This window comes from Pseudarthrobacter sp. YAF2, from assembly GCF_052113345.1.
GTDB lineage: Bacteria > Actinomycetota > Actinomycetes > Actinomycetales > Micrococcaceae > Arthrobacter.
The window spans coordinates 84,696-106,326 of the sequence record NZ_JBFRDA010000007.1 but is presented as its reverse complement, the minus strand read 5'-3'; the positions used below and the strand labels follow the sequence as shown (position 1 = coordinate 106,326).

Sequence of the window (21,631 nt, the reverse complement as noted above, 5' to 3'; positions counted from 1 at the left end):
TCAAGTCTATTCAGGTCCCGTCCACTGCCGGGTGGGGTCCACTACGGCTGGACGTGTGATCTGCGCAATGGTGACCCGGCATTTGTCAGCCAATATCCCGCCGTCGTTAATCATCCGTTCACTTTGGACAGCCCATCCCGTTACCTGCGGCCCATAGCTTTCTTGAAGGTACACAACGTACGCATCGCGCAGCAGGGCTCTCCGTCCCTGTCCCGCACCTGAATAACCCTGGAAGGGGTACATCTAGTGAAGGCACTTCGCTTCGGCCGCCACGCGGCTATCGCTGTTATCGCTGCGGGCGCACTCGCGCTGTCCGCCTGCGGTTCAGACAACGCCACGGGCACCACGCCTGCAGGCAACCAGGCTTCCTCCGGCACCAAGGTCACCGGCACCCTGACCGGCATCGGTTCCTCCGCGCAGGGTGCGGCCATGGATGCATGGAAGACGAACTTTGCCTCCGCCAACTCCGGCGCCAGCGTGCAGTACTCCCCGGACGGCTCCGGCGCCGGCCGCAAGGCAATCCTCGACGGCTCGGCCCAGTTCGCAGGCTCGGATGCCTACCTGAAGGACGACGAGTACGCCTCCTCCAAGTCCGTCTGCGGCCCTGACGGCGCCATCAACGTCCCGGTCTACATCTCCCCGATCGCCGTGGCCTTCAACGTTCCCGGTGTCACCGACCTGAAGCTGGACGCCACCACCGTTGCCAAGATCTTCCGCGGCCAGATCGCCAAGTGGAACGACCCCGCGATCGCCGCCCTGAACGCAGGCGTCTCGCTGCCCGACCTCAAGGTCACCCCGGTGAACCGCTCCGACGACTCGGGCACCACACAGAACTTCACGGACTACCTGGCCGCCGCAGCCTCCGACGTCTGGACCGACAAGGCCGCCGGTGTATGGCCCGCCAGCCTGCAGGGCGAGAACGCCAAGGGAACCTCCGGCGTGGTCAAGACCGTGACGGACACCCCGGGTGCCGTGACCTACGCTGACGACTCCGCCGTGAGCGGCAAGATGGGCGTTGCACAGATCAAGGTGGGCGATTCCTTCACCAAGATCTCCGCCGATGCCGCCGCCAAGGCAGTGGACGCCGGCAAGCCCGTTGACGGCCGCGCCGCCAACGACCTCTCCATCAAGCTGGACCGCAAGACCACCATCGCCGGCGCCTACCCGATCGTCCTGGTGTCCTTCCACGTCCTGTGCACCACGTACGACAAGCAGGAGACCGTTGACCTGGTCAAGGCTTTCGAGCACTACGTAGTTTCCGCTGAGGGCCAGAAGGCCGCTGCGGACTCGGCCAAGTCCGCTCCGCTGTCCTCCGACCTCGCAGCCAAGGCCGCCAAGGCCATCGACTCGATCAAGGTCAAGTCCTAACTATCGCTGCAAAAACCGGGTTCCCCGCCTGCCGGAAGGCAGTGCGGGGAACTTGGCTTTGCACCCTGCTTCCTTAATCCAGCAACGAATCGAAGGGCCGTCGAATGACCGCCACCTCCCTGACCAGTACACAGGGCGCCGGCCGCACCGGGGACAAAGTCTTCTCCGGAGCCGCGCTGGCCGCCGGCTGCCTGATCCTCGCCGTCCTCTTCGGCGTCGCACTCTTCCTGGTGGTCCAGGCAATTCCCGCGCTGACCGCGCCGGCTGACAAGATCCAGGGCGGACAAGGCTTCTTCGCCTACATCTGGCCCATCGTCATCGGGACCCTCATCGCCGCCGTCATCGCGCTGGTGATCGCCACCCCGGTGGCCATTGGAGTGGCGCTCTTCATCTCGCATTTCGCGCCGCGCCGACTCGCCTCCGGACTCGGCTACGTCGTGGACCTGCTCGCCGCCATCCCCTCCGTGGTCTACGGCGCCTGGGGCGCAGCGTTCCTGGCCAAGCAAATCTCCCCCGCCTACGGGTGGCTTGCGGAGAACATGGGCTGGCTTCCCATCTTCGAGGGCCCCGCCTCCACCACCGGGAAGACCATCCTCACCGCGGGCATCGTCCTGGCGGTCATGGTCCTGCCGATCATCACCTCGCTGTCCCGCGAGATCTTCCTGCAGACCCCCAAACTGCATGAGGAGGCGGCGCTGGCGCTCGGCGCCACCCGCTGGGAAATGATCAAGATGGCCGTGCTGCCCTTCGCCCGCCCTGGCATCATCAGCGCGGTCATGCTGGGGCTGGGCCGCGCGCTGGGCGAGACCATGGCCGTTGCCCTGGTCCTGTCCTCCGGCGCCCTGACCGCCAGCCTGATCCAGTCCGGCAACCAGACCATCGCCGCAGAGATCGCCCTGAACTTCCCGGAAGCCAGCGGCATCAAGGTCAGCACCCTGATCGCCGCCGGCCTGGTCCTGTTCGTCATCACCCTGGCCGTGAACATGATCGCCCGCTGGGTCATCACCCGGCACAAAGAATTCTCGGGAGCCAACTAAATGACCTCCACGCTTACCCCGGTCCGCAGCAAGCGGTCGGCGCTCACCAAGGGCCAGCTGCCCAAGTACGCCCCGTACGCCGTCCTTGCTGCGGCGTTGATCGTCGGCGCCGCCATCCTTGCCCTGATCGGCTTCAATGCGTTCGGCTGGGGACTGGTCTCGGCCCTGCTGTTCGCCATCGGCCTGGTGTCCTGGAGCGCGGCGGTGGAAGGCTCCCGCAGGGCCAAGGACAAGCTCGCTACCTGCCTGGTGGTCGGCTCGTTCCTGGTGGCCCTGCTGCCGCTGGTGTCGGTGATCTGGACGGTGCTGGTGAACGGCATTCCGGGGCTTACGGATCCCGGGTTCCTCACCACCTCCATGAACGGCGTCACGGGCGCGTTCGACAACAAGGCCGTGGAGAGCGGCGGCCCGGTAATGGGCGGCATTTACCACGCCATCCTGGGCACCGTGCAGATCACCCTGCTGGCCACCGTGATCTCCGTTCCCGTGGGTCTGCTCACGGCCATCTACCTGGTGGAGTATGGCCACGACGGGCGCCTGGCCAAGGCCATCACATTCTTCGTGGACGTCATGACCGGCATCCCCTCCATCGTGGCCGGCCTCTTCGCCGCGGCGTTCTTTTTCGTGGTCGTGGGCCCGGGCACCAAGACCGGTGCGGTGGCCGCCGTCGCCCTTTCGGTGCTGATGATCCCCGTGGTGGTCCGCTCCAGCGAGGAAATGCTCAAGATCGTCCCCAACGAGCTGCGCGAGGCCGCCTACGCCCTGGGCGTGCGCAAGTGGCGGACCATCCTCAAGGTGGTCATTCCGACGGCGATCTCAGGCATCGCGTCCGGCGTCACCTTGGCAATCGCGCGGGTCATTGGCGAGACTGCGCCCATCCTGGTCACCGCGGGCTTCGCCACGAGCATCAACTCCAACGTGTTCGGCGGCTGGATGGCCTCGCTGCCCACGTTCATCTACACCCAGATCCTGAACCCCACCTCACCGTCCAACCCGGACCCGTCCTCGCAGCGGGCCTGGGGAGCGGCGCTGGTGCTGATCATCCTGGTCATGGTCCTGAACCTGGCGGCACGCCTGATCGCCAGGATCTTCGCCCCCAAGACCGGCCGGTAACGGGCCGGCGGCCGAACCGGCCCGGCCTTCCGCCCCACCGCGGCGGATCCTAGACTTCAACCCATACCCAGTTAGTGAAGGAACACCATGTCTAAGCGGATCGACGTCAAGGACCTGAACGTGTACTACGGCGATTTCCTCGCCGTGGAGGACGTCAGCATCAACATCGAGGCCAAGTCCGTCACCGCGTTCATCGGACCGTCCGGCTGTGGCAAGTCCACGTTCCTGCGGACCCTGAACCGCATGCACGAGGTCATCCCCGGCGCCCGGGTGGAAGGCGAGGTGCTGCTGGACGGCGACAACCTCTACGGCCCCGGCGTGGATCCCGTGACGGTCCGTTCGCAGATCGGCATGGTTTTCCAGCGCCCCAACCCGTTCCCCACCATGTCCATCCGGGACAACGTGCTGGCCGGGGTCAAGCTGAACAACAAGAAAATCTCCAAGGGCGAGGCCGATGTCCTGGTGGAGCGCTCGCTCAAGGGCGCCAACCTGTGGAACGAGGTCAAGGACCGGCTGGAGAAGCCTGGCTCAGGCCTCTCCGGCGGCCAGCAGCAGCGCCTCTGCATCGCCCGCGCCATCGCCGTGGAGCCGCAGGTGATCCTGATGGACGAGCCCTGCTCCGCGCTGGACCCGATTTCCACCCTGGCCATTGAGGACCTCATCAATGAGCTCAAGGACCAGTACACCGTGGTGATCGTGACCCACAACATGCAGCAGGCTGCCCGGGTCTCGGACAAGACGGCGTTCTTCAACATTGCCGGCACCGGCAAACCGGGCAAGCTGATCGAGTACGGTGACACGCACACGATCTTCAGCAACCCGGTGCAGAAGGCCACTGAGGACTACGTCTCCGGACGCTTCGGATAAGAGGCGGGCTCTGCCCTTGTTGGCGAACCGGGCCGCATTTAGTACGCTAAACTAGATACTTTTGAAACTAGTGGTAAGCGAGCTTAGGAGTTTTGCCATGACGCAGGCCGCCAGCAACCCCGGCCCCCAGCTTACGGTTTCCATACCCGCCGCGGGCGCACTGGCGCAGCCTGCCGCGCACGTGCAGGACTTCGACGCGGCGGCCGGGCTTGCCGCTACCCTTGGCGGCGGCCCCTTGGTTCCGCAGCTTGACCCGGCGGCCGCATTGGCTGCCGGGGACGCGGACGATGTGCTGTCAGAGGTGTGGCGGACCAGTTCCTACCTTGAGAGCAAGCAGTGGGAGTTGGACAGCGCCCTGGAGGCATTGCGCCAGGCCGTTCAGAAAGCGGCGTCTGCGGGAGTGGCCCAGGATGAACTTTGCACGGCGGCGAACATGTCGGCCGAAGAGCTGGCCGCGATCCTGCCGGCACCCGACGCCGCGCCCGCTGCCATCTAGGACCACGCCTTTCGGGTCCCGCAGTCCGCGGCTACCCCGCCAGCGGTGACAGCGCCAGTGCCAGCACGAAGGCCAGGGCGCAGGTGGCCACCGGCGTCAGGACCCAAAGCCAGATGATCCTGATGACCAGCTTCCGGTTCGTCACGGAGAAATGCTGGTTCTCGCCCGCGCCCAGGGCGCCGGCCGTGACCGTGTGGGTGGTGGAGAGTGGCCAATGCAGCCCGATGGCACCCACAAACAGCATCAGCGCGCTGAAGGTCTGGGCCACCGAGCCGCGCAGGGGATCGATCCGGGTGATCTTGTAGCCGATGGTGTACGAGATCCGCCATCCTCCGAACAGGGTCCCGGCGGTCATCATCACCGCTGAAAGCAGCGCGACCCAGACGGGAATCCCGCCGTCGGCATACCCTGCCGCCAGCAGGGCCAGCAACAGCACGGCACTGACCCGCTGCCCGTCCTGCAGGCCGTGACCAAAAGCCACCGCACCGGCAGCGATGGCCTGCCCCCTGCGGAACCGCTGGTTCACCACGTTGGGTTGGGTGTACCGCGCGCCCCAGGTTGCCGGATACACCAGCAGGAAAGATCCGCTGTAGGCCACCAGCGGGGAAAGCACCAGCGGCAGCACCACCTGGAACAGCAGCGATTGATCCACGCCGGCCACCCCAGGGCCTCCCACCGCCAGGCTGGCCAGGCCGGCCCCGGCAAGTCCACCCACCAGGGCGTGGGTGGAGGAGGCAGGGATGCCGCGGCGCCACATCAGCAGGCCCCAGGCGCAGGCGCTGGCCAGGCCGGCCGCCAGGATGGCGAGGCCGCCCGGCCCGGCTGGAAGGTTGATCCAGGTCCGGCTGGCGGCGACGGCGAGCATCGCGCTCAGCAGTGCGCCCACGAAGTTGAAGAACGCGGCGAGGAGCACGGCCACGCTGGGCGTGAGGGCGCGGTTCCGCACGGCAAGGGCCACCGAGGTGGATGCGTCACGGAAGCCGTTCAGGAAGGCAAACACTGCTGCCAGCAGGACCACCGCCGCGAAGATGGCTGGCGCCACGTCAGGATTCCTTGACGATGATGCTGCCTACCTGGGTGGCCACCCGCCGCATGTCCTTGGTGACCTCCACCAGCTGGTTGGCGATGTCCCGGTTGCGGGAGAACTGCGCCCACTTCATGTCGGCGATCATGTCGGCAACCCACACCCGGTGGGTGCGCTCGGCCCGTTTGGCAAGGCGCAGGATCTCGATCCAGTAATCTTCGAGGTCATCCAGGTCATTGAGCCGGCGCATGGCATCAACTGTCAGCTCCGCCTGCCGGCTGATGATCTCCAGCTGGTCGGCCGCCCGCTTGGGCAGGCGGTCCAGCTTGTACAGGGCCACCAGCTCCGCCGCCGCATCCATCTTCTCCATGGCCTCGTTGAGGTAGCGGGACAGCGCGTACATGTCCTCGCGGGGGAGCGGGTTCACAAAGCTGGTGCGCATGTGGGTCAGCAGCGCGAAATGCAGCTCGGCGGACTTGGCCTCGAGGTTGTGCATGTCCTCCACGAGCTTGCCGTGCTCGTCCGCGGGTACGCCGAGGATTTCGGCCAGGGTTGCACTGGCCAGCACGATCTGTTGTGCCATCTGCGATAGGAGGTTCAGCCCTTCGGGCTCCTGGGGAAAAAGGCGCAGCTTCACGTGGTTACCGGTCTCCGGGGACTGTTCAAGGCGGGCGTTGCTGCCGTGTGACTTGACTCCGGCGCGCAACTGTCGCCTACTCTACCGGCCCGAAACAGTGTGCCTTGAATTGGCCGCCGCGAAGAGGGCAGAAAAATGGTGCCGAACCGGATACGCCTCTCGGCGGTAGGCCGCTCTAGGCGGCTAATTGTTGAAGCCCGGGGGTTTCGCGGCTCGGCACCGGTTTCAGTCTTCTACTTCGCCCCGCCCAAGTCAATCTTGACAGCCGGCCCTTGGCGGGTCAGGAAAACGGCTGTACGGCGGTCAATCGAGTTCGCCCAGGCGCCACGCGTTGGCGGCGTGTTCCAGGTCCTCGGCGGTCTTGACCAACTGATGCGAATTGCGGGTCAATTTGCTGGCGTGGGCCTCGTTGGCGTGCTCTGCTCCGTCGGCGAGGGTGGCCTGGCCGAGTGCCACCACCCGGCAAAATGCCGCGGAACGCTCCAGGGCGACGTCGAAATCGCCGTCAAACGCGCCGGAGAGGATGGCGTCTGCCATGGTGCGCATTTCATCCGCGCCCGGCGGCTCGGCGGCACCGGCCACCACGTTGGACACCTGCGCGGTGTCCCTGCCGGCGCGGAAGTAGACGGAGATCCGTTCAGGGTCACGGACCGTGGCGGCGCGGAGCGCGTAGAGCCGCCAGAGCGCACCGGGCAGGGAACGGGCGGGACTCTCAGCCCACATCTCGGCGATGGCGTCCAGGCCCTGTTCGTCGGCGAGCTTCACCAGGCGTTCAGTGATCACGGGATCATCGCTGTCCCGGCCATGGCGGACCAGCGCCTGAGCGGCCAGGTGGGCGGCTTCCGAGACGCGGGCGGGATCGGCGCCGCCGGCGAACGGCTCGAAATCCATCGGGGCGAACGGCTTTGGCTTGTGGTGCCGGTTGCTGCCGCCGTACGGGCTGGTTCCTGCTTGCTCGCTCATGCCCCCACGCTACTCCTGTGCCACGGTGTAAATCGAGCATGCGCGGGGGCTGGGCAGGGGTACCCGGACAGGGCCTCGGGCGGGCGGGGAAACCGGCCGACGACGGCGGCCGGGCCGTGTGCGAAGACGCCGGAACCATGGGTTAGAGTATTAACGTCCAGAAATGGATTGGGCCGGGCGGAACGACACAGCGTGTCTGACTGACCGGCAGGGGCCTTTAGCTCAGTTGGTAGAGCATCGGACTTTTAATCCGTGGGTCGTGGGTTCGAGCCCCACAGGGCCCACCCATGTTTCACCCGGCACCCCTGGCTGGCCGGATCGTACTGGAAGGCGCGTGCCTCCTGTGCGCAGCGGCAGGCGGCCGCGATCCTGCACCATGGGAAAGCTGCCGTCAGTGCGTGGCGGACCCGCGCTCCATACAGAGAAGCCGCGGACGGTCGTCCCATGCCGGAACAACGCGGAATCCCCGTTTTCCGTACAGCCGTATCGCGTCGCCGCGCCAGTCCCAGACGGTCAGGCGCACAGGCAGGTCCTGCTTCCTGAGCGCGGCATCGATCAAAGCGGACCCCACCCGGTGTCCCCTGGCCCCGGGGTCAACCCATACCCGCTTGATTTCCCGTTCCGAGGCTGTTTCCTGCAGGACCGCGACCCCCACGGGCGAATCGCCGAGTTCCGCCACCAGCACTTCCGCGCCCTCATAGGCGTGGGCCGGATTTTCGATTTCCGGGCGATAACGCCCGGGAACGTGGCCGTCGGCAAATGCCTGGCCCAAATGGACGGCCTTTTCGCGTTCAGTCTGGAGCAAATATGCCGTCACCAGGCGCCGGACCGCTTCGGCGTCCGGGCCCCAGAGATCGGCTGGGCGGACTGTCAGCGCACTGCGTTCGGTATCCACGGCACCATTCTGCCAACCACGCCCGGTCCTGCGCCCATGCCGCCAACACGGCAGCAGGCACAATAGGCACATGGCAAAAACCAGCAAGGGCCGGATGCCGCGCCTGGAAGACGTTGCCGAGCTCGCCGGCGTCTCCCACCAGACAGTTTCCCGGGTGGTCAACAACCACCCCAACGTCAGCAAGGTGACCCGCGAAAAAGTGGAGGCGGCCATTGCCGAACTGGGGTACCGGCGCAATACAGCGGCCCGGAGCCTGGTCACCCGGCGCTCGCAGACCATCGGCGTCCTGGCAAGCGAGCTCTCACAGTACGGCCCCGCCAACACGCTGCTGGGGGTGGAACAGGCCGCCCGCGAAGCCGGATACTTCGTGAGCATCGCGGCCTTGCGCGAGGTGGGCCCGGACTCCATTGCCAACGCGGTGAGCCACTTCATGGACCAGGCAGTGGACGGGATCGCCGTGCTGGTGCCGCATTCGGACACCCTTGCCGTGCTGGAGCAAATGAATCTTCCCGTTCCCGTAGTGGCGGTTGGATCCGCCGGAAGCGACTCCGTCAGCGGCGCAATGGTGGACCAGCGCGCCGGGGCGAGGCTCGCCGTCGAACACCTCATCAAGGAAGGCCACCGGCGGATTGGCCACGTGGCCGGGCCGGCCGGCTGGACGGACGCCACCCAGCGTTCCGACGGGTGGCGGGCCACGCTGCGGGAGGCAGGACTGGACGAGTCCCTGCTGGTGGAAGGGGACTGGAGCGCAGGAAGCGGCTATGCAATCGGCCGCCGGCTGGCGTCCGAACTGACAGCCACGGCTATCTTCGTGGGCAACGACCAGATGGCCCTGGGCCTGCTGCGCGCCTTCACCGAAGCAGGGGTCAAAGTGCCCGACGACGTCTCCGTGGTGGGCTTCGACGACCAGCCGGAAGCGGGCTACTTCACTCCGCCGCTGACAACCATCCGGCAGGACTTCGAAGAATTGGGGCGGCGCTGCATGGACATCATGCTCAAGGAGATCGAGTCCGGCGCCGCCGTAAGCTCCACCGTGGTCCCGGCGGAGCTGGTCCTGCGCGCCAGCACTGCAGCACCGGCGTAGCGGCTGTGCGTCCTGGCCGTCAAAACTTGGGCGCAGCAAGAGCGCAGCCCTCAGGGACCGGCTAGTGCCCGAAGTGCGGCGGCGGGGCGCCTTCCGGAAGCCGTTCCAGGATGTCTTCGGCCACCTTGCGGACCTTGATGTTCCGGTGGCTCGACGCCTTGGCGAGGATGGCGAACGCCTCCTCGTAGGAGCACCTGTTCTGGGCCATGATCACGCCGCAGGCAATATTGATGGACGTCCTGCTGTCCAGGGCCGAGTGGAGGTCGGCCGCGAGGGAACGGGCTGCGTGAAGGTTGATGGCCATTTGGAGGCTCCGCGCCGCCAGGGCGACGAAACCGCGGGCTTCGGCGATGACCTGGAGCGGGAAGGCCTTCGCGTCCGGCGCGAAGAAGGCGAGGGCCGCGGTTCCCCAGCCGGGGGCGCCTTCCCCCTGAAGTGTTTCCGTGCCCGGAAGTCCGGCGTCCAGCTGAAGCCGCACTGCCAGGACGCTGCCAAATCCGGCCGACTGCAGTTGACCGGAGTACTGCCGCCAGCGGAAGTCCCCGTTCCGTTGAAGAACCGCCACGGGATGGCCTCCGGACAGGACGTCGGTCACCGGCCCCTCGGATGCCTCGCGTTCCCAGCCGAGCAGGCGGAGCACCTCTTCGGTGGTGCCGGCTATCGCCGGACTCCGCTTTGGCTGGTGCAGCACCAAGCCGCAGCCGACCTCGATCCCCGCGGTCCTGGCAACATGCCCGGCGGACGCGGCCACCAGCATGTCCAGGGAGTCGGCGAGGGTTTGCGCACCGTTGACCACGTCCAGCAAAAGCGCCGGATTCAGGCGGCTTTTGAGCCCTGGGTTGGCGGGCGCAGCAATGGCAGTGCTGCCCCTGCGGGAGCCGGATGCTGGAGGGCCGGCGACGGCTGGGGGAGAGCCCTTGGTCTCAAAGGGCTCCTCGTCGCCGGCCCCGCTTAGTACCCGAGCCCTGTGGGCCGGGAAACCTGTGCCTGCGTGTGGTGCATTCATGGCCAGTCCCACACCCCCCTAGTGAGCCAAGTACCGAGAGCCAGAACTGGTATTGCCTCTGGGAAAAACCTAGTGGCCAGGCAGCCCCCGGTGAATGCGTAGTTGATACCTGTTTTTGGGATGGTGCAGTACTTGGAATCCCGCCGTGTGACGCCAGGCAGGCATTGCTGCAGGTGGGATCCGGCCCCGCCGCGACCTCCCGGGGACTTCGACAAAGCGCGCCGAAAATTCACGTCCCTTGACTCGCCGGACGGAACCGCAAACAATACTTCTATAACGTTGTAAAAATCTGAGACAAGGATGTTTTCGTGACCCCAGCAGAATCGACCCCGGCGACGATCACCATCGATCCCGCCTTCATCGTGGGCCCCGTCCGGCGGCGCACCTTCGGCGCCTTCGTGGAGCACCTCGGGCGTTGCGTATACACCGGGATCTTCGAGCCGGAACACCCCGACGCCGACGAGGACGGCTTCCGCAAGGACGTGCTTGAACTGACCCGTGAACTGGGGGTCTCTACGGTGCGGTATCCCGGCGGCAACTTCGTCTCCGGATACCGCTGGGAGGACGGAGTAGGGCCGGTGGACCAGCGGCCCGTCCGGCTGGACCTGGCCTGGCACTCCACCGACCCCAACTCCGTGGGCGTGGACGAGTTCGCCAAATGGTCCGCCAAAGCCGGCGTGGAACCCATGATGGCCGTGAACCTGGGCACCCGCGGCGTCCAGGAAGCCCTTGACCTGCTGGAGTACTGCAACATCGACGGCGGCACCGCACTCTCCGAGCAACGTCGCGCCAACGGTGCCGCCGACGGCTACGGCATCCGGATGTGGTGCCTGGGCAACGAAATGGACGGACCCTGGCAGATCGGGCACAAGAACGCACAGGAGTACGGCAGGCTTGCCGCGGATACCGCCCGCGGGATGCGCATGATCGACCCCGGCCTGGAGCTCGTGGCCTGCGGCAGCTCAGGCCCCACGATGCCCACCTTCGGCGAGTGGGAGCGGGTGGTCCTCACCGAAACCTACGACGTGGTGGACCTGGTCTCCGCGCACCAGTACTTCGAAGACGCCGGCGACCTCCAGGAACACCTCGCCGCCGGGCACAAGATGGAAGCCTTCATCCGCGACATCGTCAGCCACATCGACCATGTGAAGTCCGTCAGGAAGTCCACCAAGCAGGTGAACATCTCCTTCGACGAGTGGAACGTCTGGCACATGAGCCGTGGCGAATCCAAAGTGCCCAGCGGCAACGACTGGCCGGTGGCCCCGGTCCTGCTGGAAGACACCTACACGGTGGCGGACGCCGTGGTGGTGGGGGACCTCCTGGTTACGCTGCTCCGGAACACGGACCGCGTCCATTCGGCAAGCCTTGCGCAACTGGTGAACGTCATCGCCCCCATCATGACCGAACCCGGCGGCCGGTCCTGGAAGCAGACCACCTTCCACCCATTCGCCCTGACCTCCCGGCACGCATCCGGCACCGTCCTGCAGCTCGCCGTCGAATCCCCTCTGGTCAGCGGCGGCACGACCGCCGACTTCGCCGCACTGTCCGCCGTCGCCACCTATGACGAAGCAAAGGGCGAGGCCGTGGTGTTCGCCGTCAACCGCTCCGCCACCGGGGCACTCACCCTGGACGCCGTCGTCGCCGGCCTCGGCAATGTCAGTGTCATCGAGGCGCTGACCTACACCAATAAGGACCCCTACTGGCAGGCCACCGCCGACGATTCCAGCTCCGTCCTGCCGGCGGAGAACGTCACGGCCAAGGCCGGCGGCGGACACCTCACGGCCGAGCTTCCGGCCGTGTCCTGGTCCATGATCCGGCTCGCCGTGGAGGCCTGACCGGGCCGCGCGCCAGGGCGGAGGGGTCCTTATGACGACGACGGCCCGCAGGTGGGAGGATGGACGGCATGGAACTGCACATCACGGGCGATCCCGCCGCGGACAAGTTGTTAAGTGAGGACGCCTTCGCCCTGCTGACCGGCATGCTGCTGGACCAGCAGGTCACCATGGAATCGGCCTTCGCCGGACCGGAAAAGATCAGGACCCGGATGGGCTCCCTGACGCCCGAGGCCATTGCCGGGCACGATCCCGCGGAGTTCGTGGAGATGTTCAAGGAGCGGCCCGCCGTCCACCGGTTCCCCGGATCCATGGCTGCCAGGGTGCAGGCGCTCGCCGAGGCTGTCCGGGACGAATGGGACGGCGACGCCGCAGCCATCTGGACCAAGGGCTCACCCGACGGCGCGGAGGTGCTGAAACGGCTCAAGGCGCTGCCCGGTTTTGGCGAGCAAAAGGCAAAGATCTTCCTGGCCCTGCTGGGCAAGCAGCGTGGCCTTGAAGCGCCCGGGTGGCGGGAAGCGGCCGGCCATTACGGGGAAGAAGGCTCCTACCTGTCCGTAGCCGACATCGTGGACCCGGAATCCCTGGCCAAGGTCCGGGCCAGCAAGCAGGCAGCCAAGGCGGCGGCGAAGGCAGGAAAAGAACGTTAATGGCAGTCACCATGAACGACGTCGCCCGCGCGGCCGGCGTTTCGCTCAAAACGGTCTCCAATGTCCTGAACGACTACGAGTTCATCCGCCCGGCCACCAAGCAGCGCGTGCAGGACGCCATCGCCGAGCTGGGCTATGAGGCCAACCTCACCGCCCGCAGCCTGCGCTCCGGCAAGACGTCCATGCTGGGACTGGTCTTCTCCGACCTCTCGGCACCCTATTACGCGGAACTGGCGTCACGGCTGATGAAGGCCGCGTCACGCCACGGCTACCGGGTTCTGGTGGAACAGTCCGGCGCTGACGCTTCCGTTGAACTCGGCGCCCTGCACGGGACGTTCCGGCAGCTCACCGACGGGCTGCTCTTTACGCCGCTGGTAGTGGACGCGGACGCCATCGCCGCCCGCGCCGGCACGAAACCCCTGGTGATGCTCGGCGAGCACATCATGGATCCCCGCTTCGACCTGGTCACCATGAAGAACGAGGAAGCCGCGGCTGCGCTGACCACGCACCTGCTGCAGGCCGGCCGCCGTCGTATTGCCGTCATTGGCGCCAACGCCGGGGAGTCCACCGGGACCGCGGGCCTGCGGATGAACGGGTACCGGAAGGCGCTGGACAAAGCCGGGATCCCGTTCGACGCCGGTCTGGTGGCCCCTGCTCAATGGCGCCGCGATACGGGTGCTGCCGCCGTTGCAGGCCTGATGGCATCGGGCGTCCAGTTCGACGCCGTCTTCGGCCTGAACGACGTCCTGGCACTCGGCGCGATGCACGAACTGTTGATCCGGGGCGTCAACGTGCCGGGCGACGTGGCGGTGGCAGGTTTTGACGACATTGACGAGGCACGCTTCGCGTCCCCGTCCCTGACCACCATCTCCCCGGGCATGGACGAGATCGCGGAGCGTTCGATCAGCCTGCTGCTGGACCGGATCGGCGGACGCGAAACATCCGGGCAGGGCGTGCACGTGGAATCGGGGTTCGAGCTGAAGATCCGGGAGTCCGCGCCCTAGGTTCGGTCCGGATGATGGACCTGAAACGTGGCGGAAACGTGACCGGCTTAGGCTGGCAGCACGCCCCAGGCCGTCGAAGGGAACCCCATGCATCTGATGCCGCGTGAGCAGGAAAAGCTCCTGATCGTGGTGGCCGCCGACCTCGCCCGCCGCCGCCAAAGCCGGGGACTCAAGCTCAACTATCCCGAGGCCGTGGCCATCATCAGCTACGAACTGATCGAAGGTGCCCGGGACGGCAGGACCGTGGCCGACCTCATGAGCTACGGCACCACCCTGCTGGGCCGTGACGACGTCATGGAAGGCGTGCCGGAGATGATCCATGACGTGCAGATCGAGGCTACCTTCCCTGATGGCACCAAGCTGGTCACCGTCCACAACCCGATCCGCTAAGGAGCGCCGCAATGATTCCAGGCGAGTACGTCCTCCGGCCTGAACCCGTGACGGCGAACCGCGGCCGGGAGGCCATCGAGGTTGCGGTGACCAACACCGGTGACCGGCCCGTCCAGGTGGGCTCCCACTTCCACTTCGCCGAGGCCAACGCTGCCCTGTCCTTTGACCGGGAGGCGGCCTACGGCCGGCGCCTGGACATTCCGGCCGGAACAGCCGCCCGGTTTGAGCCCGGCGACTCCCGCAGCGTGCGGCTGATCGAACTGGCCGGCTCGCGCGAGGTGTACGGGCTCAGCAACGCGGTCAACGGAAAGCTCGACGGCGGCACGCGCCAGGAAGGGGATGCCAAGTGAGCTTCGAGATTCCACGCCGGCAGTACGCGGACCTGTACGGCCCCACCGCCGGGGACAAAGTCCGCCTGGCGGACACCGACCTGTTCCTCGAGATCGAAAAAGACTTCACGGCCTACGGCGAGGAGGTGGTGTTCGGCGGCGGCAAAGTGATCCGCGACGGCATGGGCCAGAACGGCCAGGCCACCCGCGACCAGGACATCCCTGACACCGTCATCACCAACGCCGTCATCCTTGACTACACCGGCATCTACAAAGCCGACATCGCGCTCAAGGACGGCCACATCTTCTGCATCGGCAAGGCGGGCAACCCGCAGATCACCGACGGCGTGGACATCGTCATCGGGGCCAGCACTGAAATCATCGCCGGGGAACGGAAGATCCTCACCGCCGGCGGCATCGACACCCACATCCACTTCATCTCCCCGGACCAGGTGCCCACCGCACTGGCCAGCGGCGTGACCACCATGATCGGCGGCGGCACCGGCCCTGCCGAAGGCACCAAAGCCACCACCGTGACCCCCGGAAAATGGCACATCCAGCGGATGCTGCAGGCAGCTGAAGGGTTGCCGATGAACATCGGCCTGTTCGGCAAGGGCCACGCGTCCGCCGTCGAACCCCTCGCCGAGCAGATCCGCGCCGGCGCCATCGGCCTGAAGGTCCACGAGGACTGGGGATCCACCACTTCCTCGATCGACACCTCCCTCACCGTCGCGGACGAATACGACGTGCAGGTGGCCATCCACACCGACACCCTGAACGAGTGCGGCTTCGTGGAAGACACCATCCGCGCCATCAACGGCCGGGTGATCCACACCTTCCACACCGAAGGCGCCGGCGGCGGACACGCCCCGGACATCATCAAGATCGCGGGCATGCCCAACGTCCTGCCCGCCTCCACCAACCCGACCCTGCCGTACACCCGCAACACCATCGAAGAGCACCTGGACATGCTGATGGTCTGCCACCACCTCAACCCGGACATCCCCGAGGACGTGGCCTTCGCCGATTCCCGCATCCGCGCCGAGACCATCGCCGCGGAGGACGTCCTGCAGGACCTGGGCATCTTCTCCATCACCTCCTCCGACTCCCAGGCCATGGGCCGGGTGGGCGAGGTGATCACCCGCACCTGGCAGGTGGCGGACAAGATGAAGAAGCAGCGCGGCGTTCTGGAAGAGGGCGACGGCGGGACCGGACCGGGTGCCCACGGCGCCGCTGCTGGGTCGGGGCAAGGCAGCGACAACTTCAGGCTCAAGCGGTACGTGGCCAAGTACACCATCAACCCGGCCATTGCGCAGGGCATCGCGGACTCGGTGGGCTCCGTGGAAGTGGGCAAGTTCGCCGACCTGGTCCTCTGGGATCCGGCCTTCTTTGGCGTCAAACCGGAACTGGTGCTCAAGGGCGGGCAGATCGCCTACGCACTCATGGGCGACTCCAACGGGTCCATTCCCACGCCGCAGCCGCGCACCATGAGGCCCATGTTCGCCACGTTCGGCAAGGCCATGCAGCAGTCCTCCATCACCTTCCTGTCCCAGGCGGCCATCGACGCCGGCGTGCCCCGGGAATTGGGGCTGGAGAAGGTCATCCGGCCCGTCTCAGGCATCCGCAACCTCACCAAAGCCGACCTCAAGTACAACGACGCCACCCCGGACATCCAGGTGGACCCGGAAACCTACCAGGTGACGGTCGACGGCGAGGACGTCACCTGCGAGCCGTCCGACGTCCTGCCCATGGCGCAGCGCTACTTCCTGTTCTAAAACCCCGGAGAAACCACGTGATCATCGACAAAGTCCTCGGCAACCTGCACGAGCTGCCGGACCCTGAAGCCTACGCCGGCCTGCACCAGGAAAAGGTGGTCCTGCCCAGCGCCCAGTTGGTCAAACGCATCCAGCGCGCCACCACCGACCACGGCAAGGAGATCGGCATCCGCCTCCCGTCCGGCTCCGGCGACCTCCGCGACGGCGACATCCTCCACGTGGAAGAGTCCAACATGATCGTGGTGTCCGTGCTCCCCACCGACGTCCTGGTGATCGCACCCCGCACCATCTCCGAAATGGGCGTCACCGCACACTCCCTGGGCAACCGGCACCTCCAGGCACAGTTCTTCGACGCGTCCTCCGAATACGGGGCCGAGGTCATGGTGTGCGCCTACGACCACACCGTCGAGGACTACCTCCGCCACAACTCGGTGCCCTACTCCCGCCAGGAACGCGTCATGCCTGTGCCTTTTCGCCATGCTGAGCACTCGCACTAGGGACGACGACGGCGTGGCGTGGGACGCCGCGAGGGATATGGGGCCGTGCCCGCTCCGCGGTGCCCGCCACGCCGCGGCCCCATATCCCTCGCGTCGCTTGCGTTCCTCACCTTGGGTGCGGCTTCAGTGAGGGAATATCAGCTGGCGCTGCAGCAGCTCACTGACTCTGCGCTTCCTACTGGGGCTTTTGCGCACTCGCTTGGGTTTGAGACTTATGTCGACGCCGGTGTTGTCGCTGATGAGGCTGGTTTTGGGGCTTGGTTGTCCGCGTTCGTCTCGCAGTCGCTGACTTATTCTGATGGGCTTGCCATTCGGTTCCTTTATGAGGGGGCTGATGTTGGGGAGCTGGATGCTCTCTTGTCTGCTTCTCTTTTGCCGCGGCAGGTTCGGGAGGCGAGCTGCAAGATGGGGCTTCGGTTGCTGGAAATCGGGGGGGAAGTGTTTCCGTCGGCCGGGCTCGCACTGTACCGGGACCTGGTGACCACTGGCCGGGCCGCCGGGCACCAGCCACTCGCGTTCGCCGTCGTCGCCCGCTCCCTGGGCGTTCCGCTCCAGGAGGCGCTCGCCGCCTACCTTTTCGCCACCGTCACCTCCCTGACACAGAACGCCGTCCGCGCCCTACCGCTGGGCCAGAACGCCGGGCAACGGGTGCTGCGGAAAGCGCACGACGACGTCGCTGCCGCCATCGACACCATCGCACACCTCACGCCGGACGACTTCGGGGCCGTCAGCCCCGGGCTGGAAATTTCACAAATGCGGCACGAACGCCAGCGTGCCCGGATGTTCATGAGCTAGCTGTGCTTTCGAATTCAGGAGGAAAAATGAGCGAACCCATCAAAATCGGCATCGGCGGACCCGTGGGAGCTGGCAAAACCCAGCTCGTGGAGCGGCTCACCCGGCACATGAGCGCCGAGATCTCCATGGCCGCCATCACCAACGACATCTACACCATCGAGGACGCCAAGATCCTTGCCGCCAACGGCATCCTCCCCGTGGACCGGATCATCGGCGTCGAAACCGGCGGCTGCCCGCACACCGCCATCCGCGAAGACACCTCCATGAACACCGCCGCCATCGAGGAACTCAAAACCCGCCACCCCGACCTGCAGGTGATCTTCGTCGAATCCGGCGGCGACAACCTCTCCGCCACCTTCAGCCCCGAACTCGTGGACTTCTCCATCTACATCATCGACGTCGCCCAGGGCGAAAAAATCCCCCGCAAAGCAGGCCAGGGCATGATCAAGTCCGACCTCTTCATCATCAACAAAACCGACCTGGCACCCCACGTCGGCGCAGATTTGTCAGTCATGGAGCGGGATTCGAAGGAGTTCAGGGGCGACCGCCCATTTTGCTTTACAAATCTGAAGACTGACGAAGGACTTGAAAAGGTCATTGATTGGATCCGGCACGACGTCTTAATGCTCGACTTGGCTTCATGAGTACGACGGCGGGAGCGCCACCGGCGGCTTCACCGGATGTAAGGGGCCGTGCCCGCTCCGCGGTGCCCGCCACGCCGCGGCCCCTTACATCCGGCTCCGCCGCCTCAGCGGATACGTCACCTATGGGGCGGCTTGAGTTGGGCATCAGTCTGCGGGGCGGCCGGTCAGTTGCTTCGCACCAGTTCCATGAGGGTGCCTTAAGGGTGATGCGACCGCACTACTTGGATGACTCCGGGCAGGTTTGTTATGTGGTGGTGAATCCCGGCGGGGCTTATCTTGGGGCCGATCTCTTTGTGATGGATGTGGAGGTCGCTGATTCTGCTTCTCTGTTGTTGACCACGCAGTCCGCCACCAAGGTTTACCGGACTCCCGGGTCCTTTGCCGAGCAGCGGATGGAGGTGCGGCTGGGGGAAGGGGCGCGGCTTGAACTCATGCCGGACCAGCTCATCGCCTACCGGGAGGCCAGCTACCGGCAACGGACCTCCGTGACCCTGCGGCCGTCGTCGTCCCTGGTCGTGGCTGAGGTGGTCACTCCTGGCTGGTCGCCGGACGGTTCCGCTTTCGGATACGAGGAAGTGCGGCTGCGCAACGAAATCCGCGTCGAAACCGACGGCGGAACCCACCTGCTGGCGCTGGACAACCTGCTGATCCGGCCGTCGCTGCACGACGTCACCGGACTCGGCTTCATGGAAGGCCACAGCCACCTCGGGTCGCTGGTGGTGGTGGACGCACGCGTGGACCAGGTGCTCGCCGACGAGCTGCACGGGCTCACCGCCGGCCGCGAAGCGTTGACCGGCATCTCGCTCACCCGCACTGTTGCGGGGATCTCCGGCCTGGTGCTGCGGAGCCTCTCCAACAGCACGGACGAACTGAACCGGCTGCTCCGGTCCTGCACCGACCTGCTGCGCGCCCGCTGGTACGGCCAAGGCCCGCTGGACCTGAGGAAGCACTGATGACCAGCATCGCCGCGCTCTACCGGGACCGCGCCTCGCTGCCGCTGCGGACCCGGGCGCTGCTCACCTTCGGTGCGGTGGCAGCCCTGCATGCCGCCGCCGTCGTCCTCCTGCTCGCCGGAACCATCAACGGCCAGGGGCAGCCGCTGAACTGGGGCCTGGTCCTCACCGCCTACCTGGCCGGCGTGAAGCACAGTTACGACTGGGACCACCTCGCTGCCATCGACAACTCCACCCGCAAGTTCGTGGCGCAGCGGCAGGACCCTGTGAGCGTGGGATTCGCGTTCAGCCTGGGGCACAGCTCGGTGGTGACCCTCGCAGGGGTACTGGTTATTGCCGGAGCATCCTTGGCGGGCGGACTGATGCAGGACGGTTCAACAGGCAATCTTGTCCTGGGCCTGATCGGCAGCGGCGTGTCCGGCCTGTTCCTGCTGGCCATGGGACTGTTCAACGGCTCCGCCTTCGCACGTTCTGCCGGCGCATACCTGCGCGCCCGCAACGGTGCCGCCGTCGATCCCCGGGACCTGGAGCCGCGGAGCCTGGTGGCCCGTCTGCTCGCCCGGCCGCTGTCCAGCGTGCGACGGCCGCGGAACATCTACGTGATCGGGTTCCTGTTCGGCCTGGGCTTTGACACCGCCACCACCATCGGGCTGCTGATGATGACGACGGCGGCCTCACTGGCCGGGGTGCCGCCGTTGGCGTTGCTCGCGCTGCCACTTGCCTTCGCTGCCGCGATGACCCTCTGCGACTCCGTGAACGGCATGGCCATGATGCGGATGTACCGCTCCGCGTTGGACCACCCCCGGCGGACGCTTGGGTTCAACGCCTTGGTTACGGGCATCTCAGCGGTGTCCGCCCTGTTCATTGCCGTGATCACGCTGGGCGGTTTCCTGCACGCCGCGTTCTCCCTTGACGACCCAGTGACGGGGTGGCTCGGATCGATCGACCTGGGCGACGCCGGCCTGCTGCTGGTGGCGTTGTTGCTGGCGGTGTGGGCCGGGGCGGCGCTGAAACAGCGGAAAGCAGGTTGACTCAGGCAGCCATCCCGCCCCTGGTTTTCCGGTGCGGCCGGTGTCTTGCCGCTGCCAGGCGCGAGTGTTCCCCGGCGAGGACTTCGCTGCCGTCGGGCACCGTGCTGTCCGTTACCAGGTGGGCGCCGTGCTCCACCAGGACGCTGGAGCCGATCCTGGAATGGCTGCCAATATGCACGCGGTTGCCGATGACCGTGCCGCGGCCGATGCGCACACCGTCGCCGATCACTGTCCGGTCCCCGATCCGGGCGTCACGGTCAATCCAGCTGCCATGCCCGATCCTGCAGCCTGAACCCACCTGCGCACCGTGTTCCACGTAGGTCATGGGGCCGATCCGGGCGCTCTCGGCCACTTTCGCTCCTGGAGCGATGAGCCCGCCGCCGTTGTCGTGGCGGGCATACCGGGTGACCTTCCCGGCGTCGTCCTCAACTGACACAAACTTTGCGGTCATACCGTCCCTCGTTAACGCTGCGGCACTCTACCGCACAGTAGGTTAACGGCCGGGAGGGTTTTGGGATTCCCAAACAGGCGAAGGCTGGGTGGTTTTGGTTCCGCCGCGGGGCGTCACGCCACGAGGTTGGCGGCGGCGGTGTCCATGTGTTCCAGGATGGTTTTCCGTGCCAGCGCGGCATCGCCGGTATCGATAGCGGCGACGATGTCCTTGTGCCGGTCCACGCTCATGTTTCGGACGCCCTTTTCCAGGCCGGCGAACATGATGGACATCCGGATGGAGCCCTCCAGGGATTCCCACGAGTGGAGCAGTGTTTCGTTGCCCGTGAGCCGGCAGAGGGTGCGGTGGAATTCGAGGTCGGATTCGATCCGTTCCTCGAGGCTGCCGCCGGCGGCGGCATCCATGGCGTCGATAGCCTTGTGCAGGGACCCAGTGACCTGCTGCCGGTCCGGCAGTTCGCACAAGGTCCGGGCGGCCAACGACTCCAGGGCGGCGCGGACGGAGTAGATGTCCCGGATTTCCTTCTCGTCCAGGTGCCTGACCGAGAGCCGGCCGCGGGGTCCGGCGGACAACAGGCCTTCCTGCTCCAGCTGTCGGAGGGCCTCCCGCAGGGTGCCCCGGCTGATCTGCAGCATCTCGGACAGTTCCGTTTCCACCAGGTGCCGGCCCGGTTCCAGTTCGCCACTGGTGATTGCGGTCCGCAGTGCGGAGAGCGCCTGCTCCCGCAGGCTCTTCTTTTCCAGTCCCAGCAGCGGGGCGGTCAGTCCGGCCATGGCTTCTGTCCTCAATG

General features: G+C 66.2%; 24 protein-coding genes and 1 tRNA gene. 18 read left to right on the top strand and 7 right to left on the bottom strand.

Translation table 11 applies throughout. The features are described from left to right. Nucleotides 1-246 precede the first annotated feature (246 nt). The 5 genes from pstS (at nucleotide 247) to AB4Y79_RS09165 (ending at nucleotide 4,881) form a co-directional block, all read left to right on the top strand. Nucleotides 247-1,368, top strand: coding sequence for a phosphate ABC transporter substrate-binding protein PstS (pstS, locus tag AB4Y79_RS09185; RefSeq protein WP_441860597.1), 1,122 nt, complete (start codon nucleotides 247-249; stop codon nucleotides 1,366-1,368). Between the two features lie 104 nt (nucleotides 1,369-1,472). Beyond that, nucleotides 1,473-2,405, top strand: coding sequence for a phosphate ABC transporter permease subunit PstC (gene pstC / locus AB4Y79_RS09180; RefSeq protein ID WP_308928955.1), 933 nt, complete (start codon nucleotides 1,473-1,475; stop codon nucleotides 2,403-2,405). Further along, nucleotides 2,406-3,518, top strand: a complete 1,113-nt coding sequence (gene pstA / locus AB4Y79_RS09175) for a phosphate ABC transporter permease PstA (RefSeq protein WP_441860595.1) — start codon at nucleotides 2,406-2,408, stop codon at nucleotides 3,516-3,518. Nucleotides 3,519-3,605: 87 nt separating this feature from the next. Continuing rightward, on the top strand, nucleotides 3,606-4,385 hold the full coding sequence (gene pstB / locus AB4Y79_RS09170) for a phosphate ABC transporter ATP-binding protein PstB (RefSeq protein WP_018763202.1): 780 nt from the start codon (nucleotides 3,606-3,608) through the stop codon (nucleotides 4,383-4,385). 97 nt (nucleotides 4,386-4,482) lie between these two features. Beyond that, the gene (locus tag AB4Y79_RS09165) at nucleotides 4,483-4,881 is read left to right on the top strand and encodes a hypothetical protein (protein WP_441860593.1); all 399 of its coding nucleotides are present in this window, start codon (nucleotides 4,483-4,485) and stop codon (nucleotides 4,879-4,881) included. A gap of 31 nt (nucleotides 4,882-4,912) precedes the next feature. On the opposite strand, the gene AB4Y79_RS09160 is transcribed toward AB4Y79_RS09165, so the two are convergent. The 3 genes from AB4Y79_RS09160 to AB4Y79_RS09150 all read right to left on the bottom strand — a co-directional run bounded on the left by AB4Y79_RS09160 (nucleotide 4,913) and on the right by AB4Y79_RS09150 (nucleotide 7,505). Continuing rightward, nucleotides 4,913-5,923, bottom strand: coding sequence for an anion permease (locus AB4Y79_RS09160; protein ID WP_441860592.1), 1,011 nt, complete (start codon nucleotides 5,921-5,923; stop codon nucleotides 4,913-4,915). A 1-nt stretch (nucleotide 5,924) separates the two neighbouring features. Next, complete coding sequence (locus AB4Y79_RS09155) at nucleotides 5,925-6,542, bottom strand: DUF47 domain-containing protein (protein WP_441860591.1); 618 nt, start codon at nucleotides 6,540-6,542, stop codon at nucleotides 5,925-5,927. A gap of 303 nt (nucleotides 6,543-6,845) precedes the next feature. Beyond that, nucleotides 6,846-7,505, bottom strand: coding sequence for a hypothetical protein (locus tag AB4Y79_RS09150; RefSeq protein WP_018763206.1), 660 nt, complete (start codon nucleotides 7,503-7,505; stop codon nucleotides 6,846-6,848). A gap of 211 nt (nucleotides 7,506-7,716) precedes the next feature. Here AB4Y79_RS09150 and AB4Y79_RS09145 point away from each other — a divergent pair. Continuing rightward, nucleotides 7,717-7,789, top strand: a tRNA-Lys gene (locus AB4Y79_RS09145). Nucleotides 7,790-7,896: 107 nt separating this feature from the next. Here the strand turns inward: AB4Y79_RS09145 and AB4Y79_RS09140 are convergent. Then, the gene (locus AB4Y79_RS09140; RefSeq protein WP_441860590.1) at nucleotides 7,897-8,400 is read right to left on the bottom strand and encodes a GNAT family N-acetyltransferase; all 504 of its coding nucleotides are present in this window, start codon (nucleotides 8,398-8,400) and stop codon (nucleotides 7,897-7,899) included. Between the two features lie 70 nt (nucleotides 8,401-8,470). On the opposite strand from AB4Y79_RS09140, the gene AB4Y79_RS09135 reads away from it, so the two are divergent. Next, nucleotides 8,471-9,484 (top strand): LacI family DNA-binding transcriptional regulator, encoded by a 1,014-nt coding sequence (locus tag AB4Y79_RS09135; RefSeq protein ID WP_441860589.1) that lies wholly within the window; start codon nucleotides 8,471-8,473, stop codon nucleotides 9,482-9,484. 61 nt (nucleotides 9,485-9,545) lie between these two features. On the opposite strand, the gene AB4Y79_RS09130 is transcribed toward AB4Y79_RS09135, so the two are convergent. Then, entirely contained in the window at nucleotides 9,546-10,490 is a 945-nt protein-coding gene (locus AB4Y79_RS09130; RefSeq protein ID WP_441860588.1) for an ANTAR domain-containing protein, read from the bottom strand. Nucleotides 10,491-10,798: 308 nt separating this feature from the next. Between AB4Y79_RS09130 and arfA the strand changes: the two genes are divergently transcribed. From arfA to AB4Y79_RS09075, 11 genes are all read left to right on the top strand, one after another. After that, nucleotides 10,799-12,325, top strand: coding sequence for an arabinosylfuranosidase ArfA (arfA, locus tag AB4Y79_RS09125; protein ID WP_441860587.1), 1,527 nt, complete (start codon nucleotides 10,799-10,801; stop codon nucleotides 12,323-12,325). Between the two features lie 59 nt (nucleotides 12,326-12,384). After that, a complete protein-coding gene (locus tag AB4Y79_RS09120) occupies nucleotides 12,385-12,972 on the top strand; it encodes an HhH-GPD-type base excision DNA repair protein (protein WP_441860586.1) in 588 nt (195 codons plus the stop codon). After that, entirely contained in the window at nucleotides 12,972-13,976 is a 1,005-nt protein-coding gene (locus AB4Y79_RS09115) for a LacI family DNA-binding transcriptional regulator (protein WP_441860584.1), read from the top strand. The genes AB4Y79_RS09120 and AB4Y79_RS09115 overlap by 1 nt, the downstream gene beginning before the upstream one ends. A gap of 87 nt (nucleotides 13,977-14,063) precedes the next feature. After that, nucleotides 14,064-14,366 carry an urease subunit gamma gene (locus AB4Y79_RS09110; RefSeq protein ID WP_441860583.1) on the top strand — a complete coding sequence of 101 codons (303 nt, stop codon included), beginning with the start codon at nucleotides 14,064-14,066 and terminating at the stop codon, nucleotides 14,364-14,366. 11 nt (nucleotides 14,367-14,377) lie between these two features. Then, nucleotides 14,378-14,716: an urease subunit beta gene (locus tag AB4Y79_RS09105; RefSeq protein WP_441860581.1), complete on the top strand. Its 339-nt coding sequence runs from the start codon at nucleotides 14,378-14,380 to the stop codon at nucleotides 14,714-14,716. Then, complete coding sequence (gene ureC / locus AB4Y79_RS09100; protein ID WP_441860579.1) at nucleotides 14,713-16,470, top strand: urease subunit alpha; 1,758 nt, start codon at nucleotides 14,713-14,715, stop codon at nucleotides 16,468-16,470. Before AB4Y79_RS09105 ends, ureC begins: the two co-directional genes overlap by 4 nt. Nucleotides 16,471-16,487: 17 nt before the next feature. Then, nucleotides 16,488-16,967 (top strand): urease accessory protein UreE, encoded by a 480-nt coding sequence (ureE, locus tag AB4Y79_RS09095; protein ID WP_441860577.1) that lies wholly within the window; start codon nucleotides 16,488-16,490, stop codon nucleotides 16,965-16,967. A gap of 126 nt (nucleotides 16,968-17,093) precedes the next feature. Next, nucleotides 17,094-17,762 carry an urease accessory protein UreF gene (locus tag AB4Y79_RS09090; RefSeq protein ID WP_441860575.1) on the top strand — a complete coding sequence of 223 codons (669 nt, stop codon included), beginning with the start codon at nucleotides 17,094-17,096 and terminating at the stop codon, nucleotides 17,760-17,762. Nucleotides 17,763-17,788: 26 nt separating this feature from the next. After that, nucleotides 17,789-18,406, top strand: coding sequence for an urease accessory protein UreG (gene ureG / locus AB4Y79_RS09085; protein WP_441860573.1), 618 nt, complete (start codon nucleotides 17,789-17,791; stop codon nucleotides 18,404-18,406). A gap of 122 nt (nucleotides 18,407-18,528) precedes the next feature. Further along, a complete protein-coding gene (locus AB4Y79_RS09080; protein WP_441860572.1) occupies nucleotides 18,529-19,359 on the top strand; it encodes an urease accessory protein UreD in 831 nt (276 codons plus the stop codon). After that, entirely contained in the window at nucleotides 19,359-20,390 is a 1,032-nt protein-coding gene (locus AB4Y79_RS09075; RefSeq protein ID WP_441860571.1) for a HoxN/HupN/NixA family nickel/cobalt transporter, read from the top strand. Before AB4Y79_RS09080 ends, AB4Y79_RS09075 begins: the two co-directional genes overlap by 1 nt. 1 nt (nucleotide 20,391) lies before the next feature. Here the strand turns inward: AB4Y79_RS09075 and AB4Y79_RS09070 are convergent, their stop codons facing one another. Continuing rightward, nucleotides 20,392-20,841: a transferase gene (locus AB4Y79_RS09070; protein ID WP_308928944.1), complete on the bottom strand. Its 450-nt coding sequence runs from the start codon at nucleotides 20,839-20,841 to the stop codon at nucleotides 20,392-20,394. 113 nt (nucleotides 20,842-20,954) lie between these two features. Beyond that, nucleotides 20,955-21,614: a GntR family transcriptional regulator gene (locus tag AB4Y79_RS09065; protein WP_441860781.1), complete on the bottom strand. Its 660-nt coding sequence runs from the start codon at nucleotides 21,612-21,614 to the stop codon at nucleotides 20,955-20,957. Between the last annotated feature and the right edge of the window lie 17 nt (nucleotides 21,615-21,631).